Origin of the sequence: Huintestinicola sp. (genome assembly GCF_051882455.1) — a bacterium.
Classification (GTDB): Bacteria; Bacillota; Clostridia; order Oscillospirales; family Ruminococcaceae; genus Huintestinicola.
Genome location: NZ_JBJERV010000004.1, coordinates 1 through 23036 on the forward strand (window position 1 = coordinate 1; position 23036 = coordinate 23036).

23 protein-coding genes are annotated in these 23036 nt (G+C 48.3%); 2 read left to right on the plus strand and 21 right to left on the minus strand.

The genetic code is table 11. From position 1 onward, the window contains the following. Positions 1-263 precede the first annotated feature (263 nt). The 13 genes from ACI4J0_RS00395 to ACI4J0_RS00455 form a co-directional block, all read right to left on the minus strand. The gene (locus ACI4J0_RS00395) at positions 264-1481 is read right to left on the minus strand and encodes a hypothetical protein (protein ID WP_439763836.1); all 1218 of its coding nucleotides are present in this window, start codon (positions 1479-1481) and stop codon (positions 264-266) included. A gap of 282 nt (positions 1482-1763) precedes the next feature. Further along, positions 1764-2771: an aldose 1-epimerase gene (locus ACI4J0_RS00400; protein ID WP_439763837.1), complete on the minus strand. Its 1008-nt coding sequence runs from the start codon at positions 2769-2771 to the stop codon at positions 1764-1766. Between the two features lie 18 nt (positions 2772-2789). Then, entirely contained in the window at positions 2790-3398 is a 609-nt protein-coding gene (locus ACI4J0_RS00405; RefSeq protein ID WP_439763838.1) for a TIGR04100 family radical SAM protein, read from the minus strand. Positions 3399-3414: 16 nt separating this feature from the next. Continuing rightward, on the minus strand, positions 3415-4254 hold the full coding sequence (gene nadC / locus ACI4J0_RS00410) for a carboxylating nicotinate-nucleotide diphosphorylase (protein WP_439763839.1): 840 nt from the start codon (positions 4252-4254) through the stop codon (positions 3415-3417). Positions 4255-4278: 24 nt separating this feature from the next. Further along, positions 4279-5010, minus strand: coding sequence for an NAD-dependent protein deacylase (locus ACI4J0_RS00415; RefSeq protein WP_439763840.1), 732 nt, complete (start codon positions 5008-5010; stop codon positions 4279-4281). A gap of 136 nt (positions 5011-5146) precedes the next feature. After that, entirely contained in the window at positions 5147-6016 is an 870-nt protein-coding gene (locus tag ACI4J0_RS00420) for a hypothetical protein (RefSeq protein ID WP_439763841.1), read from the minus strand. Between the two features lie 19 nt (positions 6017-6035). After that, complete coding sequence (locus ACI4J0_RS00425) at positions 6036-6899, minus strand: hypothetical protein (RefSeq protein ID WP_439763842.1); 864 nt, start codon at positions 6897-6899, stop codon at positions 6036-6038. 4 nt (positions 6900-6903) lie between these two features. After that, positions 6904-7257 carry a hypothetical protein gene (locus ACI4J0_RS00430; protein WP_439763843.1) on the minus strand — a complete coding sequence of 118 codons (354 nt, stop codon included), beginning with the start codon at positions 7255-7257 and terminating at the stop codon, positions 6904-6906. Then, complete coding sequence (locus ACI4J0_RS00435; protein ID WP_439763844.1) at positions 7238-8293, minus strand: hypothetical protein; 1056 nt, start codon at positions 8291-8293, stop codon at positions 7238-7240. The genes ACI4J0_RS00430 and ACI4J0_RS00435 overlap by 20 nt, the downstream gene beginning before the upstream one ends. Before the next feature lie 109 nt (positions 8294-8402). Continuing rightward, on the minus strand, positions 8403-9185 hold the full coding sequence (gene thiD / locus ACI4J0_RS00440) for a bifunctional hydroxymethylpyrimidine kinase/phosphomethylpyrimidine kinase (protein WP_439763845.1): 783 nt from the start codon (positions 9183-9185) through the stop codon (positions 8403-8405). After that, positions 9182-9817 (minus strand): thiamine phosphate synthase, encoded by a 636-nt coding sequence (gene thiE / locus ACI4J0_RS00445; RefSeq protein ID WP_439763846.1) that lies wholly within the window; start codon positions 9815-9817, stop codon positions 9182-9184. Before thiE ends, thiD begins: the two co-directional genes overlap by 4 nt. A 62-nt stretch (positions 9818-9879) precedes the next feature. Further along, positions 9880-10764, minus strand: a complete 885-nt coding sequence (locus ACI4J0_RS00450) for a LysR family transcriptional regulator (RefSeq protein ID WP_439763847.1) — start codon at positions 10762-10764, stop codon at positions 9880-9882. Between the two features lie 103 nt (positions 10765-10867). Continuing rightward, the gene (locus ACI4J0_RS00455; protein ID WP_439763848.1) at positions 10868-11260 is read right to left on the minus strand and encodes a PaaI family thioesterase; all 393 of its coding nucleotides are present in this window, start codon (positions 11258-11260) and stop codon (positions 10868-10870) included. A gap of 173 nt (positions 11261-11433) precedes the next feature. Here ACI4J0_RS00455 and dpsA point away from each other — a divergent pair, with 173 nt between their 5' ends. Then, complete coding sequence (gene dpsA, locus ACI4J0_RS00460; RefSeq protein WP_439763849.1) at positions 11434-12309, plus strand: dipicolinate synthase subunit DpsA; 876 nt, start codon at positions 11434-11436, stop codon at positions 12307-12309. A gap of 33 nt (positions 12310-12342) precedes the next feature. Continuing rightward, the gene (locus ACI4J0_RS00465) at positions 12343-12933 is read left to right on the plus strand and encodes a dipicolinate synthase subunit B (protein WP_439763850.1); all 591 of its coding nucleotides are present in this window, start codon (positions 12343-12345) and stop codon (positions 12931-12933) included. A gap of 55 nt (positions 12934-12988) precedes the next feature. Here ACI4J0_RS00465 and ACI4J0_RS00470 read toward each other — a convergent pair whose 3' ends face one another. From ACI4J0_RS00470 to ACI4J0_RS00505, 8 genes are all read right to left on the minus strand, one after another. After that, entirely contained in the window at positions 12989-15202 is a 2214-nt protein-coding gene (locus ACI4J0_RS00470) for an S-layer homology domain-containing protein (RefSeq protein WP_439763851.1), read from the minus strand. A 298-nt stretch (positions 15203-15500) separates the two neighbouring features. After that, on the minus strand, positions 15501-16046 hold the full coding sequence (locus ACI4J0_RS00475; protein ID WP_439763852.1) for a DUF5662 family protein: 546 nt from the start codon (positions 16044-16046) through the stop codon (positions 15501-15503). Positions 16047-16077: 31 nt separating this feature from the next. Beyond that, positions 16078-18312, minus strand: a complete 2235-nt coding sequence (locus tag ACI4J0_RS00480; protein ID WP_439763853.1) for a DNA gyrase subunit A — start codon at positions 18310-18312, stop codon at positions 16078-16080. A 20-nt stretch (positions 18313-18332) separates the two neighbouring features. Then, positions 18333-19706 (minus strand): thioether cross-link-forming SCIFF peptide maturase, encoded by a 1374-nt coding sequence (scfB, locus tag ACI4J0_RS00485; protein ID WP_439763854.1) that lies wholly within the window; start codon positions 19704-19706, stop codon positions 18333-18335. Between the two features lie 104 nt (positions 19707-19810). Next, the gene (scfA, locus tag ACI4J0_RS00490) at positions 19811-19948 is read right to left on the minus strand and encodes a six-cysteine ranthipeptide SCIFF (RefSeq protein ID WP_178726230.1); all 138 of its coding nucleotides are present in this window, start codon (positions 19946-19948) and stop codon (positions 19811-19813) included. Positions 19949-20081: 133 nt separating this feature from the next. Beyond that, the gene (locus ACI4J0_RS00495) at positions 20082-20486 is read right to left on the minus strand and encodes a TIGR04086 family membrane protein (protein WP_439763855.1); all 405 of its coding nucleotides are present in this window, start codon (positions 20484-20486) and stop codon (positions 20082-20084) included. Between the two features lie 47 nt (positions 20487-20533). Then, complete coding sequence (gene glgB / locus ACI4J0_RS00500) at positions 20534-22315, minus strand: 1,4-alpha-glucan branching protein GlgB (RefSeq protein WP_439763856.1); 1782 nt, start codon at positions 22313-22315, stop codon at positions 20534-20536. A 20-nt stretch (positions 22316-22335) separates the two neighbouring features. Continuing rightward, a complete protein-coding gene (locus ACI4J0_RS00505; protein ID WP_439763857.1) occupies positions 22336-22797 on the minus strand; it encodes a MarR family winged helix-turn-helix transcriptional regulator in 462 nt (153 codons plus the stop codon). Positions 22798-23036: the final 239 nt, after the last annotated feature.

Below are 23036 nucleotides of genomic sequence, written 5' to 3' on the forward strand. Positions count from 1 at the left end.
CCCCTTTCTCCGTTTTGGAAGGATAAAGGAGATTTCGCCCTCTGCGGAGGGCGACCAAAGGGCATTGGTCTTGTATACAAGACCCTCCCTTTGGAAACCTGCAAGCCTTTGGAAAAGGCTTGAGCGAAACTTTTAGTGTTGTGTTTATTTGTGCAACTTTTTTTATTTATCCGCTTTATCGACAAGCCAAGGCACAGATGTGCTATAATATAACAAGAGCGCAGGAACTGCTTACGGTGCGGCAGCTTCTGCGCTCTTGGTCATCATTCCTGAAGGATGGTTATTCTGAATACGTCAATGGGAACTCCTGTGCTTTTTATTGCAACAGAATCTATATCTGCGGCAGTAAATCCTGCTGCTTCAACTGAGGCTGTCATAACATCATACTCGAAGATCACCATTCCTTCGGAGCAGGAGGTGGCTGTGACCTCAATGGGAGTAGTGCCAATGGTTATCACCATTGCGGCAGGGGTGAGATTTGCGGGGGCTGACGCGGTGCTGGTATATTCCGCAAGGAAAAGAACTCCGCTTGACAGGATAGATGTGCCGATACCCTCGGCGGAAAGGCTTATCTCGGCGGAGATGCCTGTTCCCATTGCTGTCTGATGCTCGGGTTCGATAACGATACCCTGAGCAAGCTCATCGGCAGTGTGAAGTCCTTCGGCTGCTGTCGCTTCGGAAAGGACTGTCTCGGAAACTTCTTCGGAAACCGTCTCTTCGGCAGATATTTCAGTCTCGGCAGGAGTTTCGGAGGTGGGAGCCGTTTCGGAGGAAAGCTCTGTTTCGGCGGCTGTGACTGCTTCGGAAGCAACCGACTGTTCCGTCGTTTCGGAAACAGCTTCGCTTTCGGGAACGGTCTCGGCTTCGGGCATTGTTGTCATCTCGGTAACAGTGAGCTCGGTCTCCTCAATAACGTTATTGACAGGCTCGCTCCTTTGTCCGAGGAAGAAAACCGCTCCGCCTATTGCCGCTATGGCAAGTATTGCGATAACTGCGATAATCCCGCCCTTTCCCTTTTTCTTCGGTTCTGCAGGGATATTTACTGTCTCGGGCTCAGGCTCGGATATCAGCTCGGGCTCGGGTATTTTTTCGATTTTTGTCTCCTCCGCGGGCTTTGGGGGCTCGGGCTTTGGCGCTTCTTCCTTATGTATCTCTTGCTTTTCAGGCTCCTCGGGTGCCTCTGGAGTTTTTTCGAGCTTGTTTTCGGAAACAGGCTCACTGTCAAGCTTTTTGATATCGGGGATATCCTCAAGAATATTTTCAGCCGCCATTTCAAGAACAGCTGCCTGCTCCTCGGGGGTAAGCACGCCTGTGTTTACCTCGGGAAGTCCCTCAACATCACCCGATGCTGTTTCCGTATCATATTCCTTGGGCTTTGCGTCATCTGAACGGGCTGCCACCTCAAGGACGGGCGTTCCGCAGTGCGGACAGAATTTGCTTGTTTCAAAAAGCTCTCCGCCGCAGTTTGTACAATATGCCATATGATATACACCTTTCTGATTATTTATACTAATCTCTAACCAACCTATAGACAAATCCGACAGCTATAATACAGCCACTCGTCGTCAAGCTCCCTTGCAAGGCGGCAAGCCTTGCTGCGCTCGCTTTCCTAGATTGGCTGTATTCTATCTGCCGCCTTTGTCTTCAGAACGGTCAGAGATTAGTATAAGCTTCTGACCCGATGGTCAAAAGAAAACTGCTGTATAATTACACACTCAAGATAATTATACAGCAGAATTTATTAAAATATCTATTACACTGCGTTATCCCATTGTAAAAAATCTTTGAGTGGCAGTGTAGGTCTTTCCCGGGGCAAGCTCCTCATAGCCGCTTTGCTCTGCGGGCATATCAAGGTTAGGAGCATTTACCTGGGCTGTCATGGGCTCGGGACAGAAATAATTCATAAAACCGTTGTGGTTCCATACTATCCAGAACTTGTATTTATCGTCAACCTCGTTGCATATCTTCTTTCCGCTGTCCGTATCTGTCATGATGGTGCCGTGGAAGGGCTTGCCGTCAAGGGTAAGGGTGCCGCCCGAATACATATCGTTGCAGATATCCTTTAAAACGGGGCAGGTTCCCGAAACATACTGCTTATCATAATCAGAAAGCTTTGCTCTCTTGCCAGTGGGGAGCCATTTCGACTTATTAAAGAGGATATGCTCCTCGGCAGGCACCTGAAGCCTGATATTCTCCTGGAGCCCGCCATCCACAAAGGGTGCGTTGATGGTGGTGTGGGTGGCAATGGATACGGGCATCATCTTATCCGACTGATTTATAAGGGTAACGGTATGGGTAAGTCCCTTATCGGAAAGCTCTATCTTTATCCGAACGGTGAATTTTACGGGGAAGCAGTTGTAGAAAAAGTCCTTTTCGTCATAGACATACTCGTTCTCAACATATGCGGTCTTGCCCTTGACAGCCATATCCTTGACGGTGTAGGCTCTTTTCTGGATAAAGCCGTGAAGGTGGTTTCCGAAGCGCTCCTCGTTTACGGGGAGACGGTAGAGTGCGTCGGAGGTGCGGAGAAGTCCGCTTTCAAAGCGGTTGGGAAGGTAGAGGGTGGGCAGTCCCCATATCTCGGGAGCGTTCATTATCTCGCCCATTGAAACGCTGCCGTTATAGCGGAATATCTCCATTCCCCTTTTGTTGTCTCTGAAACGAAGGACGTTGGAGCCGAGTCCGTGTGCAACTATTGCGTAATATCCGCCTGCTGCCAGCTCAACTACCTCTGCGCCCTTGTGTATGGCTTTTCTTGCATAAAGCTCCATTGTAAAAACTCCTTTATTTTAAGTATCGTATGCGCGTATCCTGAGAGGTATCCCCAGCTTATCCGAAAGCGCTTTGCTCTCGTTTATCTCACGCTCGGAGATAACGTCAACTACTGTGAACATTACCTTGGGGACGTATTTTTTGCATTCCTCAGCAAATGTGAGCATTGCTTCAAAGCTGTCCTCCCATCCGGGTCGGGTGACTTTGTTGTAGTCCTCGCGGTTTCCCGAATTAAGGCTTATTGAAACGATATCCACAGCGCCCTCAAGGAGCATTGCGGTGGGTCTGCCGTTTATTTTATCGCCAAGTCCGTTGGTATTGAGCCTAATTTGGACATCGGGATAACGCTTTTTAAGCTCTTTTCCGATATAGGAAACGTCCTCTGCCCTTTCCATAGGCTCGCCGTATCCGCAGAAAACTATTTCGCCGACCTTTGACATATCATATTTCTCAAATTCGGCAAGGACCTCCTCGCAGGTGGGTTCCCTTTCAAGCCAAAGGCTGTCGCTGCCGTATGCTCCGTCGCCGTTGTGTCTTATACAAAAGGTGCAGTTGCAGGGGCAGCGGTTTGTAAGGTTTATATACAGATTGCTATGCACCGCATAGACAAAGGTAAGACTTTTCAAGGCTATTCTTCTCTCTTTACTTCCTGATTTTAAGCGAAATATCAAACGCCTTTACCGAATGGGTTATTGCGCCGACGGAAATAATGTCAACGCCTGTTTTTGCAACTGCGGCAACGGTGTCGATGCTTATATTTCCCGAAGCCTCAAGGACTGCCTTTCCGTCTGCGATCTTTACGCACTCGGTCATTTCCTCGGGGGTCATATTGTCAAGCATTATTACGTCCACATTGCAGCCCAGAGCCTCTTTCAGCTCCTCCTTGTTTCTGACCTCCACCTCGATCTTTGCCATATGACCTATCTTCTGCTTGAGGGCGGAAACTGCGCCTGTGATGGAGCCGTATGCGTCGATGTGGTTATCCTTGAGCATTGCGGCGTCGGAAAGGTTGTAGCGGTGGTTTCTTCCGCCGCCTGCGGTCACGGCGTATTTCTCAAGGGCGCGAAGTCCCGGGAGAGTTTTTCTTGTGTCAACAATGGAGGCCTTTGTGCCTGCGCAGGCTTCTACAAGCTTATTGGTGGCGGTGGCAACGCCTGACATATGCTGTAAGATATTGAGAGATGTTCTCTCCGCTTTCAGTATCGAACGGGTCTTTCCCTCAACTCTTGCGATAACGTCGCCCTTTTTAACCTTTTCGCCGTCATGAATGAATATCTCGCACTTAACGGTGCTGTCAATAAATGTAAATGTCCTGAGGGCGCAGTCTATGCCTGCAAGAACACCCTCTGCTTTGGAGACAAATTCGGCTGTTGATATCTCCTCCTCGGGGATAAGCAGGTCGGTGGCAAGGTCTATGTAGTTTATGTCCTCGGACAAGGCTCTTTTTATTACATCATCAACGTAAAATTCGGGTAAAAGCATTTTATTCTTTCCTTTCAGGTCGATTTAATTTACACAATAGTCCAGAGTTTCTCCGATGCTCTCGGGTATGAGCAGGTCGGCTCTGTCATCGTACTGGGTGGCGCTCTTGTTTATGAGCACAAGCTTATTGCCGTGATAATACTCGATAAGTCCGCTGGCGGGATATACGGACAGGGACGTTCCCCCGATAATGAGGATATCGCAGTTTTCTATAGCTTCAATTGCGGCATTCACCGTTTTCTGGTCAAGACCTTCCTGATAAAGCACCACGTCGGGCTTTAAAAGTCCGCCGCACTTGGAGCATTCGGGGATAAAGGGGGAATTTTTTATATACCGGGCATCGTGGAGCTCGCCGCAGCGGACGCAGTAGTTGCGGTGGACGGAGCCGTGAAGTTCAAAAACGGTCTTACTGCCTGCCGCCTGATGAAGTCCGTCTATATTCTGTGTGACGACCGCCTTCAGCTTTCCTCTGCGCTCAAGCTCCGCAAGAGCAAGGTGAGCCTTATTGGGCTTTGCGTCAAGATAGAGCATCTTATCCTTGTAAAACTCGTAAAACTCGCTTATATGATTGCAGAAAAAGCTGTGGCTGAGAATTGTTTCGGGAGGGTATTTATATTTCATATTATAAAGTCCGTCCACGCTTCGGAAATCGGGGATGCCGCTTTCGGTGGAAACTCCTGCTCCTCCGAAAAATACTATATTATCAGAGCTGTCTATCCATTCCTTGAGACGAACGGCGTTTTCCGTTACTGCCATTTATTATCAATCCTTTCTGCGGGGAGCCGTATATATGATAATTATATCACATTCTTTCCGAAATTGCTACTGTTTTTTAAAATTTTTTCAAAAAAAACAGAAGCCGCTTTATTTTACGGCTTCTGCGAAATATAATTCAGTTTTCCTTTTTCATAAGCTTTATCATCACCGCCGACACAGCAACTGCGCCTATGGCAAGGCACAGAGGCAGGATATAGCTGCTTTTTCTGCCGTTAAGGGAGTTTACCGCCGCATTGTATGCAGCCAGCGTTTCTTCATCGGTCATAAGCTGTCCCGAGACTGCGGTTCCTTCGTTTGCGGAAATGTCGATGCCGAATGAGGAAAGGTCGGTCAATTCGGGGGCGGGGAGGAATACCCAGCCGTTATCATATCTGTAGCCGTCCTTATCGCTCCATCTTGATTTGTATACCCACACATTTCCATTTTCGTCAGTCCAGCATTTATCGGCAATTTCACCCCTATATGGGTATACTTCCTTTACATCGGTGTACCATTTATCGGCTTCGATGTAAGTATATTCCTCGGAAAATGGATAATCCCAAAGCACTACCTTTTCACTTGGTGTATAACCGTCAAGCTCGCCGCTGTAGTCTTTAATCTCGCTCTTATGCTCGTCAATGAAGGTGAAAACGCTGTATATTTCGCTGAGCTTAGTCATTTCCACCCAGCCGTCCTTCCTGTCGCTGTCGAAAAATGAACAGCAGCCCCATATAACCCCCGTATGAGTCGTATAGGTAAAGCCTACCCGTACAGTCTCCCCTGCCCGGATACTGCCGTTTGTTTTTTCGTCAAGGGGATTTTCTAAAAGGTCGCTGTCCTCAAGCACCTCATAGGAACGCCATTCGATATATTCACAATCTCTCGTATTGTTCCGATAGAATTTATTTTCAGGCTCTACAAGCACATCGGCAAAGGCTGACGCTCCCGAAAAGGCAAGCAGTGAAAGCGCTGCAAGAATCGTACAGAAAAGTTTTTTCAGCTTCATAATGTCACCTCATAATATCTCAGTTTTTCTTTTTCATCAGCTTTATCATTGCCGCTGAGACAACTACCGCTCCGAGAGACAGGCAAAGGGGCAGGAGATATGCGCTTTCTGTGCCGTTAAGGGAGTTTGCCGCCGCATTGTATGCCGCCAGCGTTTCTTCATCGGTCATAAGCTGTCCCGAAACTGACGTTCCTTCGTTTGCGGAAATGTCGATGCCGAATGAGGAAAGGTCGGTCAATTCGGGGGCGGGGAGGAATACCCAGAAGCTATCGTATGTGTATGCGTCTTTTGTTACCCATCTTCCGCTGTATACCCACACATTTCCGTTTTCATCTGTCCAGCATTTGTCGGCAATTTCATTTGTATAGGGATAATCTGCCTTTGTATACCACCTTTCCGCTTTTACGGAAACACATTCCTCGGAAAAGGGATATTTCCACAGCACAACTCTTTCTTTCGGGATATATTCGTCAAGCTCGCCGCTGTAGTCTCTGAGCTCGCTCTCGTGTTCGTCAAGGAAGGTGAAAACATTGTATATTTCGCTGAGCTTGCTCATTTCCACCCAGCCGTCCTGCCTGTCATCATCAAAAAATGAACAGCAGCCCCATTTTACGCCTTCATCATCTGTATATGCAAAGCCGACCTGCACGGTCTCTCCTGCCCGGATACTGCCGTTTGTCCTGCCGTTTATGGGGCTATCCAGAATGCTGCTGTCCTCAAGCACCTCAAAGGAACGCCAGTTTATATAGTCACAAGCTCTCGGATTGTCCCAATAAAACTGATTTACAGGCTCGGCTATGGCGTCCGCATATGCAGAAGCTCCCGAAAATGCAAGCAGGGAAAGCGCTGCAAGAATCGTACAGAAAATGATTTTCAGCTTCATAATGTCACCTCAGCAAATTTATGAGAATACCGCAGAGAAAGGAAAAACCGTTTGCGCAAAGTGAAAATAAGAATGGCTTTTTTATATCCGTCCTGCTTTTGTAAACAAGCCATTCCGCAGTGACGGCGCTTATTTCAAGAAGAGCCGTTATCATCACCATGATGATCCCGTAAAACCGCAGCTCATATGCGAAATAGCTGTGGATAACGTTCACAAGAGGGTTTGTGAGCAGGTTTGCAAGGAGCATTATTATGTAGTTCCTGCCGCCCCTTACTCCCCATATTGCCCCGAAAAGCCCTTCAAGGAGTATGGTCAGCAGGAGAGCAATGCCCATTGCTTTAATTATTGCAAGGGTCATCTGAACGTTCAGTCCTCCTTTGGAGCGCAAAGCCTGCAAGGAGCATTGCCGCAGAGATCATGCAGAGCATCGTCATGGTCTCTCTGCCTATCTGCATACCGCTCTTTGAGGTGTAAACGGGCACATATCCCAGAAACAGGGCAAAGGTGAGAAGTCCGAAGGAAAATCCCCTGCCGCCCCTGAAAATATCCGCCGCCGCTCTGAGGGTCATGGGCATTGACATATTGAAAAGGAGTATCGCCATGAGTCCGCAGATGATATTGTCCGAAAAAAGGTACAGAAGCGCCGCTCCCAGCATTGACGCAGCCGCCGCTCTTTCCTTTCCGAAAAAGTCCGAAGCAAAGCCGCCCAAAGCCTTCCCACCTGCTGTAACAAGCACAGCCGCAAATGCCGCCGCTGGGGTTATTTTCCATGGGAATGACAGCGCAAAGCCTCCAAGACTGCGGATAACGACAACCGCAAAGAACAGCACTGCCGCTGTGCAGAGAGGTGCTGACATTTTAAATGAGAAAAAGTTCTCCGCAGCTGCTCCCTTTTTATCATCGCAGCGGAAAATATAGGGAGAAGCAAATATGAACGCCGCCGCAAAAAGCATTATCAGCATCGGGAATATGTAAGAGACCCCGTCGCCCTTTCCCCGAACTGTTCCCAGGTAAAGTCCTATGGCTCCCGGAGAGACGAATACTCCAAGGGCACCCGAATTACTGAATTTATCCAGGACATACACTCCGCCCCCTGCGTGGAAAAGGGCATTTCCCACTCCCGCACATATGGCGGCAGGAGAAAGCAGTCCTCCGATGGCGGCAAAATATGAGAGGAACACAAGTCCGCAGCCTGCTGCGGCGGCACGGTGCCCTCCGCCGCATTTGTCAAGGATTATTCCTATAGGCATCTGAAGGGCAAAGGCGCAGAAATTATAAAACAGGAAGCATTCGCTTTCCCCGCCTCTCACAAATCTCATCATAAGAAACGCACAGCACATATCCACAAAAAAATGTGCAATGGAATACACTGCTGTCATTGCTTTTCTTTCCATTTATTCGACCGTCCTTTCGGGCTGTTCTGATATTAAAACAATCTTGCATTCATTTTTGTTACACAAAAAGGGAATATTTGGATATTTAGCCAATATACCTATAAAATAATTATACAAAATGCCACATAGGACCGTTTCCCCTGCCTAGATCCAGTCCTGCTGAGATAACCTTTGTAATGTATTTCTTTGCATACTCTGCCGCCTCGGGAACGCTCATTCCCTCCGCAAGTCCGCAGGCAATTGCTGATGAAAGTGTACAGCCTGTGCCGTGGGTGTTGGGATTGTCTGCCCGAGGACTTTCCAGATAATAAAATTTCCCCTTGTACAACAGTATATCGAGAGCATTTCCTTCAAGATGGCCGCCCTTTATCAGCACGCCCCCCTTTGTTATGCCGGAAAGCGCCCTTGCCGCATTTTCCATATCCGTGGGGGTGCTTATCTTCATCTTACACAGCCGCTGTGCTTCGGGGATATTGGGAGTTATCACCTCCGCAAGGGGCATAAGCTTATTTATAAATACTTCTATCCCATCATCGTCAAGGAGCTGTCTGCCGCCGGTGGACATTATTACCGTATCGCAGACGATATGTTCAGCCTTGTAAAACTCAAGTCTGTCGGCAATTATGGCAGCGTTTTCGCCGTTCATAAGCATTCCGACCTTTACCGCGTCGGGGAAAATATCGGTAAAGACCATATCCAGCTGAGCCTTCATCATCTCGGGGGAAACCGCCTGCGCAAGGCTCACTTCTGTTGTATTCTGGGCCGTAAGTGCGGTAACGGCGGTCATGGCAAAATGCCCCAGAGCCGAAATGGTTTTTATATCCGCCTGTATGCCTGCCCCTCCGCAGGAGTCCGAGCCTGCGCAGGAAAGTATTTTTCTGATGTCTTTCATTTTATGATATCCTCCGCTGCTGCTCTGAGTCTTTTTGCTGCGGCGGCAATGCCCTCTGTTGTCTCCGAGCCGAATACTGCCGAAACAACGGCGATACCGCTTATGCCGCTGCCTCTGAGACTTGTTGCGTTTTCCTCGTTTATCCCGCCGATAGCGCATACGGGAATGCTTACCGAGGAGCATATCTCACGCAGCTCCGACATTGAAAGCGCCTTTGCACCGGGCTTTGTGGGCGATACGAACATCGCTCCGCTGCCAAGATAATCCGCTCCCGCCGCTTCTGCCGCTTTCGCCTGGGAAACGGTCTTTGCGGTCACGCCGATAATGGCGTTTGCACCCAGTATCTTCCTTGCCGAAGCAGGGTCGCCGTCGGTCTGTCCCAGATGTACTCCCTCCGCTCCCGATCTGAGTGCCACGTTTACATTATCGTTTATTATGAGCGGAACTCCGTATTTTCTTGTGACCGCAAGGACTTCCTCCGCTTTTTTTACATACTCCTCTTCGGAGATGTTTTTCTCTCTCAGCTGGATAATATCCGCTCCTCCCGAAATCGCGGCTTCGGTCTGTGCGGAAAGCGGCAGGCGCGTATATGAGCTGTCGGTGATGGCATATAATGTAAAGCTGTTTTTCAAAATGATATCCCCTTTATCGGAAAAGACCTTGCAGAAAAGTCTGAAAGGTCTTTTGTCGGTTATTATATTTTTTCTGCCTGTGCGGAAATCTCCTCAAGCCTTGAGCAGAGAAATTCATAAAATTCACCGGCGGCAGATGAGTCGGTATTGTTGCAGATAACGGTAAGCTCTCTGCGGCAGTCGGGATATGATATAGGCAGGAGCACCACATTGTCGGCGTTTATGCTGCCCCATGTGTATGCGGGCCAGAAGCCTATCCCCATTCCTGCGCCGATAAGCCCTCTTACGGTGGAGGGCGAGTCGCTCTCAAATACCACATCGGGAGTAAAGCCCACCATTCTGCACAGTGTCTCGCAGATATTATGAAATGGCTTTGAGCCCGAAAGGCTTATAAAACCGTTATCCTTTGTATCCGAAAGCTGTATTGAGGAGAGCCGCGAATAATACGAGCCTGCGGGCACAGCCAGCTTTATCTCCTCGGTAAAGCTTCTGTGACAGCAGCTTTTGGGCATATTCGGAAGAATGCCGGGGAGATTTGCGGATATTGTACAGTCGCAGTTTTCGGCGTCGGCGCTCTGATGAAGGATAAATTTTATATCGGGGTGAAGCCGCTTGTACTCGATAATAAGCTCTGTTATCAGCAGAGAAGCGGCGATGATATTGACCCTTATGGTCTTTTCCTCAAGCTCGGCTATTTTTAAAAGCTCGACGGGAACGCGGTCAAGAGTTTTCAGGACTCCCCCGAGCTGCTTGTAAAGATACTCTCCGCAGGGGCTCAGGGCAATGCTCCTTCCCCGTCTGACAAAAAGCTTAACTCCAAGCTCGTTTTCCAGCCTGCGGACAGACTGGGTAAGGGCAGGCTGAGCGATGTGAAGCTTTTCCGCCGCCTTAGTGATATGACCGCATTCGGCTGCGGCATAGAAATATTTCAGCTGTGTAAGTTCCATATATAATACCGTCTTTCAGAAGTATGAAGCCAAGGTCATGAGAAAATTATACCACAGCAGCAAGGGCATTGTCAAGTACGAAGTTTGCCCTCGGTTGACCCCTTTATCCCACATGACAGCCCGTAATGGTAACTGCGGCGCATTTTGTTCCCCTGTCGTCATAAACGTCAACGGTATAGTAGCAGGTAGTCCTGCCGTCCTTTATGCATTTTGCCTCGGCATAAAGGATATCCCCCTTGACGCCGCTCAAAAAGGTGATATTGCTGCTCACCGACACAACTCCCATATGCTCGCAGTTGGACGCCACCGCAAAGGCAAAATCCGCCAGCATGAAGTGTACTCCGCCCATAACGCCGCCCATGGCGTTTTTATGTCTGTCAGTAAGCTTAACGGAGCATTTGGCGTATTTCTCCCTTGCTTCTTCAATTACCGCAAAATTCTCGGTGGCAAATCTGTCGTTTTTAAATATTTCTCTTATTTCTTCAAGAGTTTTCATATATTTACCGTCTTTCTCAAAAAAATTCCGCCCGTAAATTTACGGACAAACATATTATACCACATTGTCACCTGAAAAACAACATTATTTTAAGAACCTCGCAGAAGAAAAAATCATATAATTATGTAAGGGCAGCAGCTCCTGCCTGTTAAATAATGAAAGGAAACGCTTTTATGAGTGAAAGATATATTATTGCAGGCGGTGATATGCGTTTTTCGGCGCTGGCAGAGCAGCTTTCGGAAAAAGCAAGGGTCTGCACCGTAGGCTTTGACAAGAACATATTCGGCAGCGAAAGGATAATCGCCGCGGAAAGCGTTATGTCAGTCCCCTACCGTGCCGACTGCCTTGTCCTGCCCCTTCCCGTGTCATCGGACGGGATAACCCTGAACGCCCCGTTCTACAGCGGCACAGTATCCCTATCCGAGCTTACGAGCTGCGTGAAAAAGGACGGGATAGTTTTCGGCGGCAGGATATCCCCCGGGGTAAGAGAAATGTTCTCGTCAAAGGGAATTGAGGTGGTGGATTACTTTGAGCGCGAGGAGCTTGCGGTGCTCAATGCCCTTGCCACCGCCGAGGGAGCGCTGCAGATAGCCCTTGAGGAGCAGCCTGTCATAATTTCGGGCAGCAATGTGCTTATCCTGGGAATGGGGCGGATAGCAAAGTCCCTCATACGGATACTTCAAGGCTTCGGCGCACACATTACCGTCTCGGCAAGAAAATATTCGGATCTGGCATGGGCAGAGGTTTTCGGCTGCGAAGCGGCAGAGATATCCGAGCTTGAAAACTGCGAAGCACTCAGCAAAGCCGATATCATATTCAATACCGTCCCCCATCTTATACTTAACGAAGACCTGTTAAAGTGCTGCAATAAAAGCTGCCTGATAATCGACCTTGCCTCAAAGCCCGGCGGAATGGATATGGAAGCCGCAGGCAGGCTTGGTCTCAGAGCCATATGGGCGCTTTCGCTCCCCGGAAAGACCGCCCCCGTAAGCTCGGGCAGAATGATAGCGCAGACCATTGAAAACATTCTTCACGAAAAACGAAGATAGATAACCTCTTTTAATGAAAGGCGGTGATACCGAATGAGTGAGACAGCATCGCTTAAAGGCATAAAGATCGGCATAGCAATGTGCGGCTCCTTCTGCACATTCTCCAAAGCCTTTGAGCAGATGATAAAGCTTAAAGCGGCAGGAGCGGAGCTTACCCCCATAATGTCATACCACGCCTCAACGCTGGACACCCGTTTCGGAACAGCGGAGGAAAACATTATGACCGCAGAAAGCATATGCGGCAGGGGCGTCATAAATACCATACCCCTTGCGGAGCCCATAGGTCCGAAGAAAATGTTCGACCTTCTCATAGTATGCCCCTGTACGGGAAATACTCTTGCAAAGCTTGCCGCAGGAATTACCGACACACCTGTAACAATGGCGGTCAAGTCACATCTGAGAAACGGCAGACCCGTGCTTATAGCCGTTTCCACCAATGACGCCCTTTCCGCTTCCGCAAAGAATATCGGAGCACTACTTAACACAAAGAACATATACTTCGTCCCTTTCAGACAGGACGATTTCATAAAAAAGCCCCGCTCGGCTGTGGCGGACTTTTCTCTGATACCCGCCGCCGCAGAGGAAGCTCTGCAGGGCAGACAGATCCAGCCCATACTCGCATAGACAGTTACGGTCTGCCGCAAAAAACGCTTGCGGCAGACCGTATTTTTTGTCTTTCTCAGCTCTCCATAGAATTTTTGATGTAATTATAAGCGCAGTGGTAAGCGTATTCCCTTGTAACATAAGCGTTCGGATAGAATTTTCCGTCCTTTCCGCAGCTTATCGCGCCCATACCGTATGCAAGAGCGGCATATCCCATATCCTTGTCCTTTGCGCTCACGTCCGTAAAGGGGGACTTGAAAATAGAGGTGTACTTAGCGCAGTTATCCACCTTTGCGGCTCTTGTAAATTCCTTTGCAAGAGTCATTCTTGTGAAAAATTCACCAACGGGTGCTTTGGCTGTGGCGGACATTTCTCCCTCCTCTTCCGGGATATCCTCCAAGGGCATAGGCTCATAACCATAGCCTGTAATGATGTCAAGAAGTCTTTCAAACTCGCTGAATGTCATTTTTTCGGCAGGCTTAAATTCCTTGCCCTCGTAAATTCTTACGTTATGCTCGTAAAGAGCCTCTATCTCCTTCTTGTAGGGAGATTTGGAGATGTCCGTATAGGGGCAGTTTTCCGGCTGTTCCTCTGTCTTAGCAACAGGCTGACCGTTATGATCGCAAAGCTTGCCCGTAACGCCGTTCAAGGTCCATCTGTCCATAGAATACTGCAAATATGTATGAGGCTTGGACTCAAGGTCAATAAATCCGTTGTATCTGAGAGTCATATCCTGCTGCTCGCAGAGGAGTTTGAGAGCAGTTTCCTTGTTGATGATAAGACCGTCACCGAAATCAACATCTCTGTCGTGGCTGCAGCTTACCGATGTGACCTTGCCTGCGGAATTTACTGTAATGTAAATATTATTGCTTGCCACCTGAATGTTGTTCACATAGCGGTTATATTTCATACCTCTGCTTGTCTGCTTGTTCTTGCCGCTGTCCGATACGGGAGCGGTATTATCCGTATCAGCCTTGTACTCGCCCGAGATATCACCGAAATAATATTTGAGAACAGCGTTTGCAAGGGTGTTTGCCTTCTTCACATTAAGCTCAGCCTTATTTTCATTACGGTCATAGTCATAAGCATAAAAGCTCATTATCTTTCCCGATTTTGCGTCGGCGGTAATGTTCACGCTCCTGTTGTCCGTCTTGTTGTTTATCATCATATTGCAGGAAATGGCATAGCCGCACTCCGCGTCATCATTTCTGCTGATGTCGAAATTCTGAACAAGATATTTTTCGGTAACGTCCATATACTTGTCCTTGACAATAAGCGCCTTGAACTGCTCCGATGTGAGCATAGTGCTGAGGTCTGCCGCAGCAGCAAGCTCTTCCTCCGTTAAGCTTACGCCCGTAGCGGGAATTGCAGCTGTTCCCGCTTCAACCATATCGTCTTCGCATTCAATTGCTTCTTCCTCACAAACATCAGCGTCAAGGGCTTCTCCGCGGTCATACTTGTCCGTATCCATAAACTTATTATAATCATCGTCCATCGAAGAATGCTTTCCCGTCAGAGCGTCATAAACATAGCTGTTCTGAGGCTCGTAAACGATACAGGTCTTTTTCTTTCCCGTAGCGCTGTCATTGTAAATATGATACCAGGGCTTTATAGTCACCTCGCCGCAGTAAATTTCCTTTATCTCCTCCTGTGAAAGAACATCCGATGGCGCTACAAATTCAGCGTCCTGCCACCAGTTTGCATAATACGACGTGACCTCGCCCGTAAGCTTGTCAATGCTGACACTTACGCTGTTTTTGCCCACAGGGATACCGCCGAAGCTTCTCTTGAACTGCACCGAAACATTGCTTGAGGTAATGCTGAGACTTACGCTTGATTTGGTAAGAAAGCCCTTCATAGAGGGATTTACCTTGTACACCCAGCTCATAGCCTTGTTGACAAAATAAGAGGGCTTCTGAGATGAGATGGCAGGCTTCCAGCTGTACTCATAAGGAGCATTGAAGTCTGTGATGATACCGCCCTCCACCTGAGCGGAATATGACTTGTTTCCCGTCGGGTCTGTCCAGGTAAAGCTATAGGTCTTCATACCTTGATTTACACCTGTTCTGTATGAGAAATTGCTGTATTCCTCGGGGATATCTATCCTTGATTTAACAAGAGCAAGAGCGTTTTTCATCTGTTCCTCCTCTGAGGTCTCCTTTTTGCCGTTATCTGCGGACTGGGACTGAGACGAAGCTGTCTCGCTCTCCGCAAAAACGGTGAAGGGTACTGACTGAACAGCCCCCGCTGCCATAACTATTGCCATAAGTGCGGCTATCTTTCTTTTCATTTTCCTATCGTTCCTTTCAGAATAAAATTGTGCGCATAAAAACGCTTTTAATATAAAAACAATCGACTAAAGGAAAATATTTCATACGGTCATAATTTTTGTGACATCTTACAAAACCTGCTTATTTTTTTGGTATATTTTACAATTCAAATATTATGTGATAATTATAGCACAAAAGTTCCTAAATGTCAATAGTCAAATCAGAGATTTTTTACATAATATTTTGTGAAAACTTGTTAATAATTTTACTGAATAAAAAAGCCTGTCCTTACAGCTCGTAAAGACAGGCTCGAATAATTTATCTGTGCAGGATATGCCTGATATAAGCAAAGGTGTAGTCCTCGCCCTCCTCGGCAAGCATGGTGAGGAGCATTTCAAGCAGCTTTGCCGTATCGGGGTGGATAAGCCTTATCGCCGTCCCTCTGTGAAAATACTCCAGAGGTGAGGAGTCGGTGTAATTTTTGCCCATATACACCTTGCTCGCCGCCACACGGTCGCAGAACATCTCCGCCACATAAATGAGCGGCATTTTCACGCCTTCCATTTTCTTGGTCCTGGGATCATAATCCGTCCAGTATTCAAAATGGTGCTTGTTTCTGCCCTTGTGGTGCATCCAGGCGGTGCTGTAGCCCTTTTTTTCGCGCTCGGCTTCGTTGGGGCTGCGGTCGCCCTGATACATTTTGCAGCTTATCCAGAATTCGGTTGGGCTGTACTTTGAAAGGTCGTGAGTAAGTCCCTGCCAGTAAAGACCTGCCTTGAAGCAGTTTATCCTTACCTGTCTGCGGTGGGTGCCGACGGTTTTCAGGTGCCTGAAAATATTTATGAGCATTTTCATATCAGCCATTTTTACACGTCCTTTCAGTTTTGTTCGGGAATTACAAAGTGAGCTGGTCGGGGTCGGTGATGTCCTTTGCAAGGCAGCCTGCCGCAGGGATAGACTTCATAACATACTTGGTCATCTCGGAAAGCTTTTCCTCGGGAACGATGTAGGCATTCTCAACCAAAGCCCCCGCTTTAAGGGTCATACACTGAACGCCGATGGTGTCACGGGTAGTCTTTGGCAGCACAAGAGCGGTGTTGAAAATAACTGCCCGTCCCTTGGTAGAGGTGAGCATAATATCCGCATTGTCCGCAATGAAGAACATACGCACAAGCCTTGACTTGTCCGAAAATGCCTTGGTAAGCTTCTTGCGGTTGGTTTTGGTCTCGAATACGTTCAAGGGCACCTTTGCCGCCTTGCCGTTTTCAAACACAAGGAACATAAAGCCCGAGTAATCGGCAGTGGGTATCATAGATATCACATTCTCGTCGGCTTCAAATCCCAGCTTGACGGGAATATAATCGCCCATAGCCGAAGCCTTTGTCTCGGAAAATTCGGAAGCCCTGCTCTTGTATACCTGGCATTTGTCCGTAAAGAAAAGCAGCTCGGTGCGGTTTGTAGCCTCAAAGGAAGCCTCCATAACGTCGCCGTCCTTGAGCTTATGCTCGCCTGACATTCTGAGAGACTGGGGAGTTATTTTCTTGAAATATCCCCCTCGGCTTATGAACAGGTTAACGGGATAATCGGGGATCTCCTCCTCGATATCCACATCATCGCTTTCATCGGGATAGCAGAACTGCGTCCGTCTGGGCTGACCGTATTTCTTGATGACCTCCTTCAGCTCGGAGATGATGATATCAAGAATTTTTTTGCTGCTTCCCAGAATTTCCTCCATCTCGGCAATGTCCTTCTGGAGCTGGTCGGTCTCAGCGAGACGATTAAGGATATATTCCTTGTTGAGATGACGAAGCTTTATCTCGGCGACGTATTCCGCCTGAGTCTCGTCAATGCCGAAGCCTATCATCAGGTTGGGAACCACCTCGTTATCGTCCTCGGTCTCCCTGACTATCTTTATCGCCTTGTCAATGTCAAGGAGTATCTTTTTGAGACCTAAGAGCAGATGAAGCTTTTCCTTCTTCTTGCTCAGCTCAAAGTATACTCTCCTCTTGACGCAGTCCTTGCGGAATGCCGTCCATTCGGTAAGTATCTCGTAAACTCCCATTACCTTGGGATAGCCGCCCACAAGGATATTGAAGTTGCAGGAATAGGTGTCCTGCAAGGGGGTAAGCTTGTAAAGCCGCTTCATAAGGGCGTCGGGGTCGGTGCCCTTTTTGATGTCAATGGCTATTTTAAGACCGTTAAGGTCGGACTCGTCCCGTATATAGGATATCTCCCTTACCTTGCCCGATTTTGCAAGCTCCACTATCTTGTCCTTTATCTGCTCGATGGTGGTGGTGGGAGGTATCTCGGTTATCTCGATGCAGTGAGCGTCGGGGTCATAGCTGTACTTTGAGCGTATCTTAACGCTGCCCCGTCCCGTGCGGTAAATTTTCTCAAGCTCCGCCTCATCATATATCATCTCGCCGCCCCCGGGGAAATCGGGACCCTTGAGAACGGAGAACAGGTTATAATCGGGATTTTTGATAAGCCCGATAGTCGCCTCGCATATCTCAGTCAGATTAAAGGAGCATACCGCACTCGCCATGGACACCGCAATTCCCACATTTGAATTTACAAGGATAGACGGAAATGTGGCAGGCAGCAGCGTAGGCTCAACGGTCTCATTATCGTAGTTGGGAACGAAATCCACCGTGTCCTTGTCAATATCCCTGAAAAGCTCGGCGCAGATGGGAGCAAGCTTAGCCTCGGTGTATCGGGGAGCCGCATATGCCATATCTCTCGAATACGCCTTGCCGAAGTTGCCCTTGCTGTCGATATAGGGGTGAAGAAGCGCCTCGTTTCCCCTTGCCATACGCACCATTGTCTCGTAAATGGCAGCGTCGCCGTGGGGATTTAGCTTCATTGTCTGACCAACGATATTTGCGGATTTTGTCTTGTTGCCCGTAAGCAGACCCATTTTGTACATGGTGTAGAGAAGCTTTCGGTGAGATGGCTTGAAGCCGTCTATCTCGGGGAGCGCTCTCGAAACGATAACGCTCATAGCATAGGGCATATAATTCTTTTCAAGAGTGTCGGTTATCTTCTCCTCCACCACTACTCCGCTGCCTGCGATATAGGCATTCTGAGCGGGAGCAGGGCTGTGGCTTTTGGGTTCTTTCTTTTTAGCCATTTGTCGGACTCCTTAACTTGTTATTCCTGAGCGGCAGCCTCCGCCTGAGCTGCCTTTATCATTATTGCACATTCAAGTCTCTTCTTTTCTATCTCGCAGGAGAGCTTGTGAGCGGTGAGGATATTGCCTGTGTAGATGAAATTATTGGCGTTGCAGCCGCCGCTGCAGTAGAACTTAGCCCAGCACTTGCGGCAGTCCTCCTTGTTGTAGATATGAGCCGCAGCAAAATCCTTCTTTATCTCGGTATTGAACTCGCCCGAGTGGATATTTCCCATAAGATATTCGGGAATGCCCACAAACTGATGGCAGGGATAAATATCGCCGTCGGAGGTGATGGCAACATACTCGTTGCCCGAGCCGCAGCCTCTCAGGCGCTTTATAGCGCAGGGACCCTGGTCAAGGTCAAGCATAAAGTGGAAGAAGTTGAAATGCTTACCCTTTTTCTCGTTCACGAGCATAAGCTGAGCCAGTCTCTCGTACTCGGAGAATACGGCAGGCAGGTCTCTTTCGGTAATGGCGTATTTCTCGTCATGGTCGCATACAACAGGCTCAACGGATATCTGTTCAAAGCCTAAATCATACAGATGGAAAACATCGCTTGCAAAGTCAAGGTTATACTTTGTAAAGGTGCCTCTCACATAGTAATTCTCATAGTTTCTCTTTTCCGCAAGCTCCTTGAACCTGGGGATGATGCGGTCATAGCAGCCAGAGCCGTCAACGCGCTTTCTCACGCGGTCGTTAACGTCCTTTCTGCCGTCGATGGACAGTACCACGTTGGACATTTCCTTGTTGATAAAGTCCATTTTCTCCTCGTCCAGGAGCAGACCGTTGGTGGTGACGGTGAAGCGGAAATGCTTGTGATACTCCTCTTCCCTGGAGCGTCCGTACTCCACCAGCTTCTTGACAACGTCCCAGTTCATAAGGGGCTCGCCGCCGAAGAAATCCACCTCGAGATTTTCCCTGTCGCCGGAATTTTCAAGGAGGAAATCAAGCGCCTTTTTGCCTGTTTCAAAGCTCATTACCTTTCTGCCCATAGCATAGTCGCCCTGGGAAGCAAAGCAGTATTCGCAGCGCAGGTTGCAGTCCATAGTTACCAGCAGGCACATTGCCTTGATGGGGGAAGCAACGGAATATTTTGCAAATTTCTCGTAATCGTCCTCGGAGAAAAGTATCTTTTCGTTGTAAAGCTCCTTTACCTCCTCATAGCAGGAGATTATCTCCTCCCTGTTATAAAATCGGGACAGCTTTTCAATAACATTTGCGGGACATTCATCTGCAAAGGGAGGAGCGATGTTGTCGAGCATATCATAGGTAAGCTCGTCCACGATGTGAACGCCGCCGCTGTGTACGTCAAGCACAATATTATATCCGTTCAGCTTATATTTATGTATCATTTTTTTAAAGATCCTTTCGACTTCTTTTGTAAATATAAGTCAGAGGATAGAGGTTAGAATTAGTCTGACCTCTATCCTCTGATGACTTTAACCTATAGTCAAAATTACTTCTCGCACTTCTGGTTAGCAACTGTGCAGGAAGTCTTGCAAGCGGACTGGCAGGAAGCCTGGCACTTGCCGCAGCCGCCCTTTGCAGCAGTCTGCTTGAGGTTAGCCTTGTTGATGGTCTTAATGTGCTTCATCTGAGTATCCTCCCCAAAAATAATATATGTTCATTATAACACGGCTTTCGGCGAATTTCAATATTTATCGATTTTTTTGGTATTTTACACAATTTTGACCGCTGCCCATTCGAAATTTTTCGTGAACAATACATTATTCTCTGAATACGGGACGGGTATTCACCCCTTTAAAGCCCCCCAGAGCCGAAGCCGTAACGATGATGAGCAGCTTTGTGAACACCCCTGCGGCGGAAAATATCCTGACAGTCGCCGCCCCGATGATAAGAACGGCGCAGAATACGGCAATGCCGCAGAAAAAGCCCGTTGCAAGGCCGTTTCTCCTTCGTCTGTTCGCCGCGCAGAAGGAACAGGCAAAGCAGCCTGCCGCCAGCGCAACGCCCGACATTCCCCTGACCGCGCTGTCCGAAAGGTCGCCGTAAACTGCCGCCGCCGAAAGCAGGGCGGCGGCAATAGTCAGCGCTCCTACACCCGAAAGCAGGGAAAGCCCTGCGGTAATAAGTCTGTCCCTCCGCCTTGCCGATTTTTTCGATCTTCTCATACGCCGCCCCCTGCATTTTTTACAGATATATGCAGGGGGCGGAAAAATTATGCCTCAAATATCCTGCCCGAGAAGGGCGCCAGGGGCACATTGAAGCTGTTTGTCTCATTGTCCGGGTCAATTATTACATCTGGCTCAACGGGGGTGCTGCCGCTGTAGATGGTGCTGTCCGAATTTATAAGCTCTCGCAGCCGCTTGAAGCCCTCCGCAGGAATGACCGCCTTCTGCTCCTTGTCAGACAGATTGAGCAGGATAACTGTAGTCTCCCCCTCTGCGCAGCGCTTGTATGCGAATACGGAGGTCTCGCTTTCATCGGCAAGTATCCATTTGAAGCAGTCGGGATTGTATTCGCCGCTGTACAGTGAGACGCGGCTGTCATATAGCCTTGAAAGGTCGGTAATATATCGCCTGAAGGAGTCGTGCATGGGATATTTGAGAAGCTCCCAGTCCTGCTCTCTCGTTTCGTCCCATTCGCGAAACTGTGCAAATTCTCCGCCCATAAAGTTGAGTTTCTTTCCCGGGTGGGAGTACATATACATATAAAACGCCCTTGCCTGCGGGAATTTCACATCATAATCCCCCCACATTTTCTGAATGACGGTGGCTTTGCCGTGAACGTTCTCGTCATGGGATATGGGCAGGAGATACAGCTCATTGTAGTAATACATCATTGAAAAGGTTATCTTTCCGTGATGGTATTTTCGCTCCTCGGGGGGCGTGCGGAAATAATCGAAGGTATCGTTCATCCACCCTAAGTCCCACTTGTAGTCAAAGCCCAGACCGCCGTAATTTACAGGAGCGGTTATCTTCGGGAAGGAAGTGGAGTCCTCGGCAATGAGCATTGCCGTGGGGTGGAGCCTGTGAAGCCCCTCGTTCATCTTCTTTAAAAATTCCACCGTACAGCCGTTTACGCCCCTTGAAGGGTCTCCCTGCCAGTAAATGGCGCGGCTGATGGCGTCCATTCTCAGCCCGTCAAAGTGATATACGGACAGCCAGTAGTTTGCGGCGGACTGCAAAAAGCAGCAGACCTCCCGCCTTGAATGGATAAAATTGTAGGTACCCCATTCGCTGTTGCCCACCGAGCCGTTGGGATATTCGTAAAGACAGGTGCCGTCATATTTCGCCAGAGCGTAATCGTCAATGGCAAAATGAACGGGAACAAAGTCCATTATAACGCCGATGCCGCTGTTGTGGCACTTGTCGATAAGCTCCATAAGCTGCGCGGGAGTGCCGTATCTTGAGGTGGGCGCAAAAAATCCCGTATTCTGATAGCCCCAGGAGCAGTCCGCAGGGTGCTCGCTCAGAGGCATAAACTCGATGTGAGTGTAGCCGTGCTCCTTTGCATAGGAAATAAGCCTGTCCGCAATTTCCGAATATGTAAACCAGCCGTTTTCATTATCGGGATTTCTGAGCCACGAGCCGAGATGCACCTCGTATATGTTCATGGGCGTATCATAGTTCTTTGACCGCTTCTGCATCCACTTTATATCGGTGAACTTATAGTCCATAAGGTCGGTTATGATGGACGAAAAGGCGGGGCGAAGCTCCATTGCAAAGCCGTAGGGGTCGCAGTGCTCCTTTCTGCCGCTTGAGGAGTAGATGACATATTTGTACATCATACCCTTGCGCGCGTCGGGAGAGTGGTAGGAATACACCTGCCCGTTTTTCTGCATCAGCTCCTCCTTCCAGCCGTTCCATTCGCCAATGATAGAGACTCTTACAGCCGAGGGCGCAAAGGTGCGGAAGACCGTTCCCGTATAATCGGGGTGAGCGCCGAAGAAATCGTATGCGTCAAAGACGTTTCCCATAAAAAATTCGTGCATATCCATAATGGAATATCTCCTTTTATTTATTCATCGGGACAAGTGCCGCCGTCATTTTCAAAAACGCTTTCGGAAGTCCTGACAAAGAGACTCAGAGAGTCGATAAGCTTTATTGTATTGTCCCGTCCCATTGCGGTCACAAGCATATCGAGCCTCGTTTCAAGCGCCTCCGAGCGGCTCACGATATACCTGCTGCCGCTTTCGGTAATGCTCACAAGCACACGCCGCCTGTCAAGCTCGTCCGTCCTTCGTGTAATATACCCTTTTTTCTCAAGGGAGCGCAGTATCCCCGCAATTCTCCCCCCCGTCATTTCCAAGGAAGAAGCCAGCTGCCCCGGGAGAAGCTCTCCGCCCTCCAGGCATATGTATGACAGTACCTTCATCTCCCCCCGAAGAAACTCTTCAAAGCCAAGAGGAGACCTGCTGAAATACAGCTCTTTGAGCTGTTCAAACAGCTTTGCGACAAGTACACTGTTATTCTCATCCACCCGGAACACCTCCCAAAAAGTTAACAGAGTAAATATTTAATACTGTTAAATATTCTAAGCAAATTATACCATATTATTTTCTATGTGTCAATAATTTTTGTGAATTTTTCTGCGTATAAAAAAATTTTTGATATGTTAAAAATACGGAAAAGAAATGATATAAAATTTTCTTGCATTTTTTTGCGGAATATAGTATAATAGTGATAAGTTTTGAATTTCGGAAGGTTTTGCCTTTCAAG

What these genes read in the sequence shown, in the direction of transcription:
- ACI4J0_RS00395 (WP_439763836.1), bottom strand. Translation starts at nt 1,481, where the DNA reads ATGGCATATTGTACAAACTGCGGCGGAGAGCTTTTTGAAACAAGCAAA.
- ACI4J0_RS00400 (WP_439763837.1), bottom strand. Translation starts at nt 2,771, where the DNA reads ATGGAGCTTTATGCAAGAAAAGCCATACACAAGGGCGCAGAGGTAGTT.
- nadC (WP_439763839.1), bottom strand. Translation starts at nt 4,254, where the DNA reads ATGCTTTTACCCGAATTTTACGTTGATGATGTAATAAAAAGAGCCTTG.
- ACI4J0_RS00415 (WP_439763840.1), bottom strand. Translation starts at nt 5,010, where the DNA reads ATGGCAGTAACGGAAAACGCCGTTCGTCTCAAGGAATGGATAGACAGC.
- ACI4J0_RS00420 (WP_439763841.1), bottom strand. Translation starts at nt 6,016, where the DNA reads ATGAAGCTGAAAAAACTTTTCTGTACGATTCTTGCAGCGCTTTCACTG.
- ACI4J0_RS00425 (WP_439763842.1), bottom strand. Translation starts at nt 6,899, where the DNA reads ATGAAGCTGAAAATCATTTTCTGTACGATTCTTGCAGCGCTTTCCCTG.
- ACI4J0_RS00430 (WP_439763843.1), bottom strand. Translation starts at nt 7,257, where the DNA reads ATGACCCTTGCAATAATTAAAGCAATGGGCATTGCTCTCCTGCTGACC.
- ACI4J0_RS00435 (WP_439763844.1), bottom strand. Translation starts at nt 8,293, where the DNA reads ATGGAAAGAAAAGCAATGACAGCAGTGTATTCCATTGCACATTTTTTT.
- thiD (WP_439763845.1), bottom strand. Translation starts at nt 9,185, where the DNA reads ATGAAAGACATCAGAAAAATACTTTCCTGCGCAGGCTCGGACTCCTGC.
- ACI4J0_RS00450 (WP_439763847.1), bottom strand. Translation starts at nt 10,764, where the DNA reads ATGGAACTTACACAGCTGAAATATTTCTATGCCGCAGCCGAATGCGGT.
- ACI4J0_RS00455 (WP_439763848.1), bottom strand. Translation starts at nt 11,260, where the DNA reads ATGAAAACTCTTGAAGAAATAAGAGAAATATTTAAAAACGACAGATTT.
- dpsA (WP_439763849.1), top strand. Translation starts at nt 11,434, where the DNA reads ATGAGTGAAAGATATATTATTGCAGGCGGTGATATGCGTTTTTCGGCG.
- ACI4J0_RS00465 (WP_439763850.1), top strand. Translation starts at nt 12,343, where the DNA reads ATGAGTGAGACAGCATCGCTTAAAGGCATAAAGATCGGCATAGCAATG.
- ACI4J0_RS00470 (WP_439763851.1), bottom strand. Translation starts at nt 15,202, where the DNA reads ATGAAAAGAAAGATAGCCGCACTTATGGCAATAGTTATGGCAGCGGGG.
- ACI4J0_RS00475 (WP_439763852.1), bottom strand. Translation starts at nt 16,046, where the DNA reads ATGGCTGATATGAAAATGCTCATAAATATTTTCAGGCACCTGAAAACC.
- ACI4J0_RS00480 (WP_439763853.1), bottom strand. Translation starts at nt 18,312, where the DNA reads ATGGCTAAAAAGAAAGAACCCAAAAGCCACAGCCCTGCTCCCGCTCAG.
- scfB (WP_439763854.1), bottom strand. Translation starts at nt 19,706, where the DNA reads ATGATACATAAATATAAGCTGAACGGATATAATATTGTGCTTGACGTA.
- scfA (WP_178726230.1), bottom strand. Translation starts at nt 19,948, where the DNA reads ATGAAGCACATTAAGACCATCAACAAGGCTAACCTCAAGCAGACTGCT.
- ACI4J0_RS00495 (WP_439763855.1), bottom strand. Translation starts at nt 20,486, where the DNA reads ATGAGAAGATCGAAAAAATCGGCAAGGCGGAGGGACAGACTTATTACC.
- glgB (WP_439763856.1), bottom strand. Translation starts at nt 22,315, where the DNA reads ATGGATATGCACGAATTTTTTATGGGAAACGTCTTTGACGCATACGAT.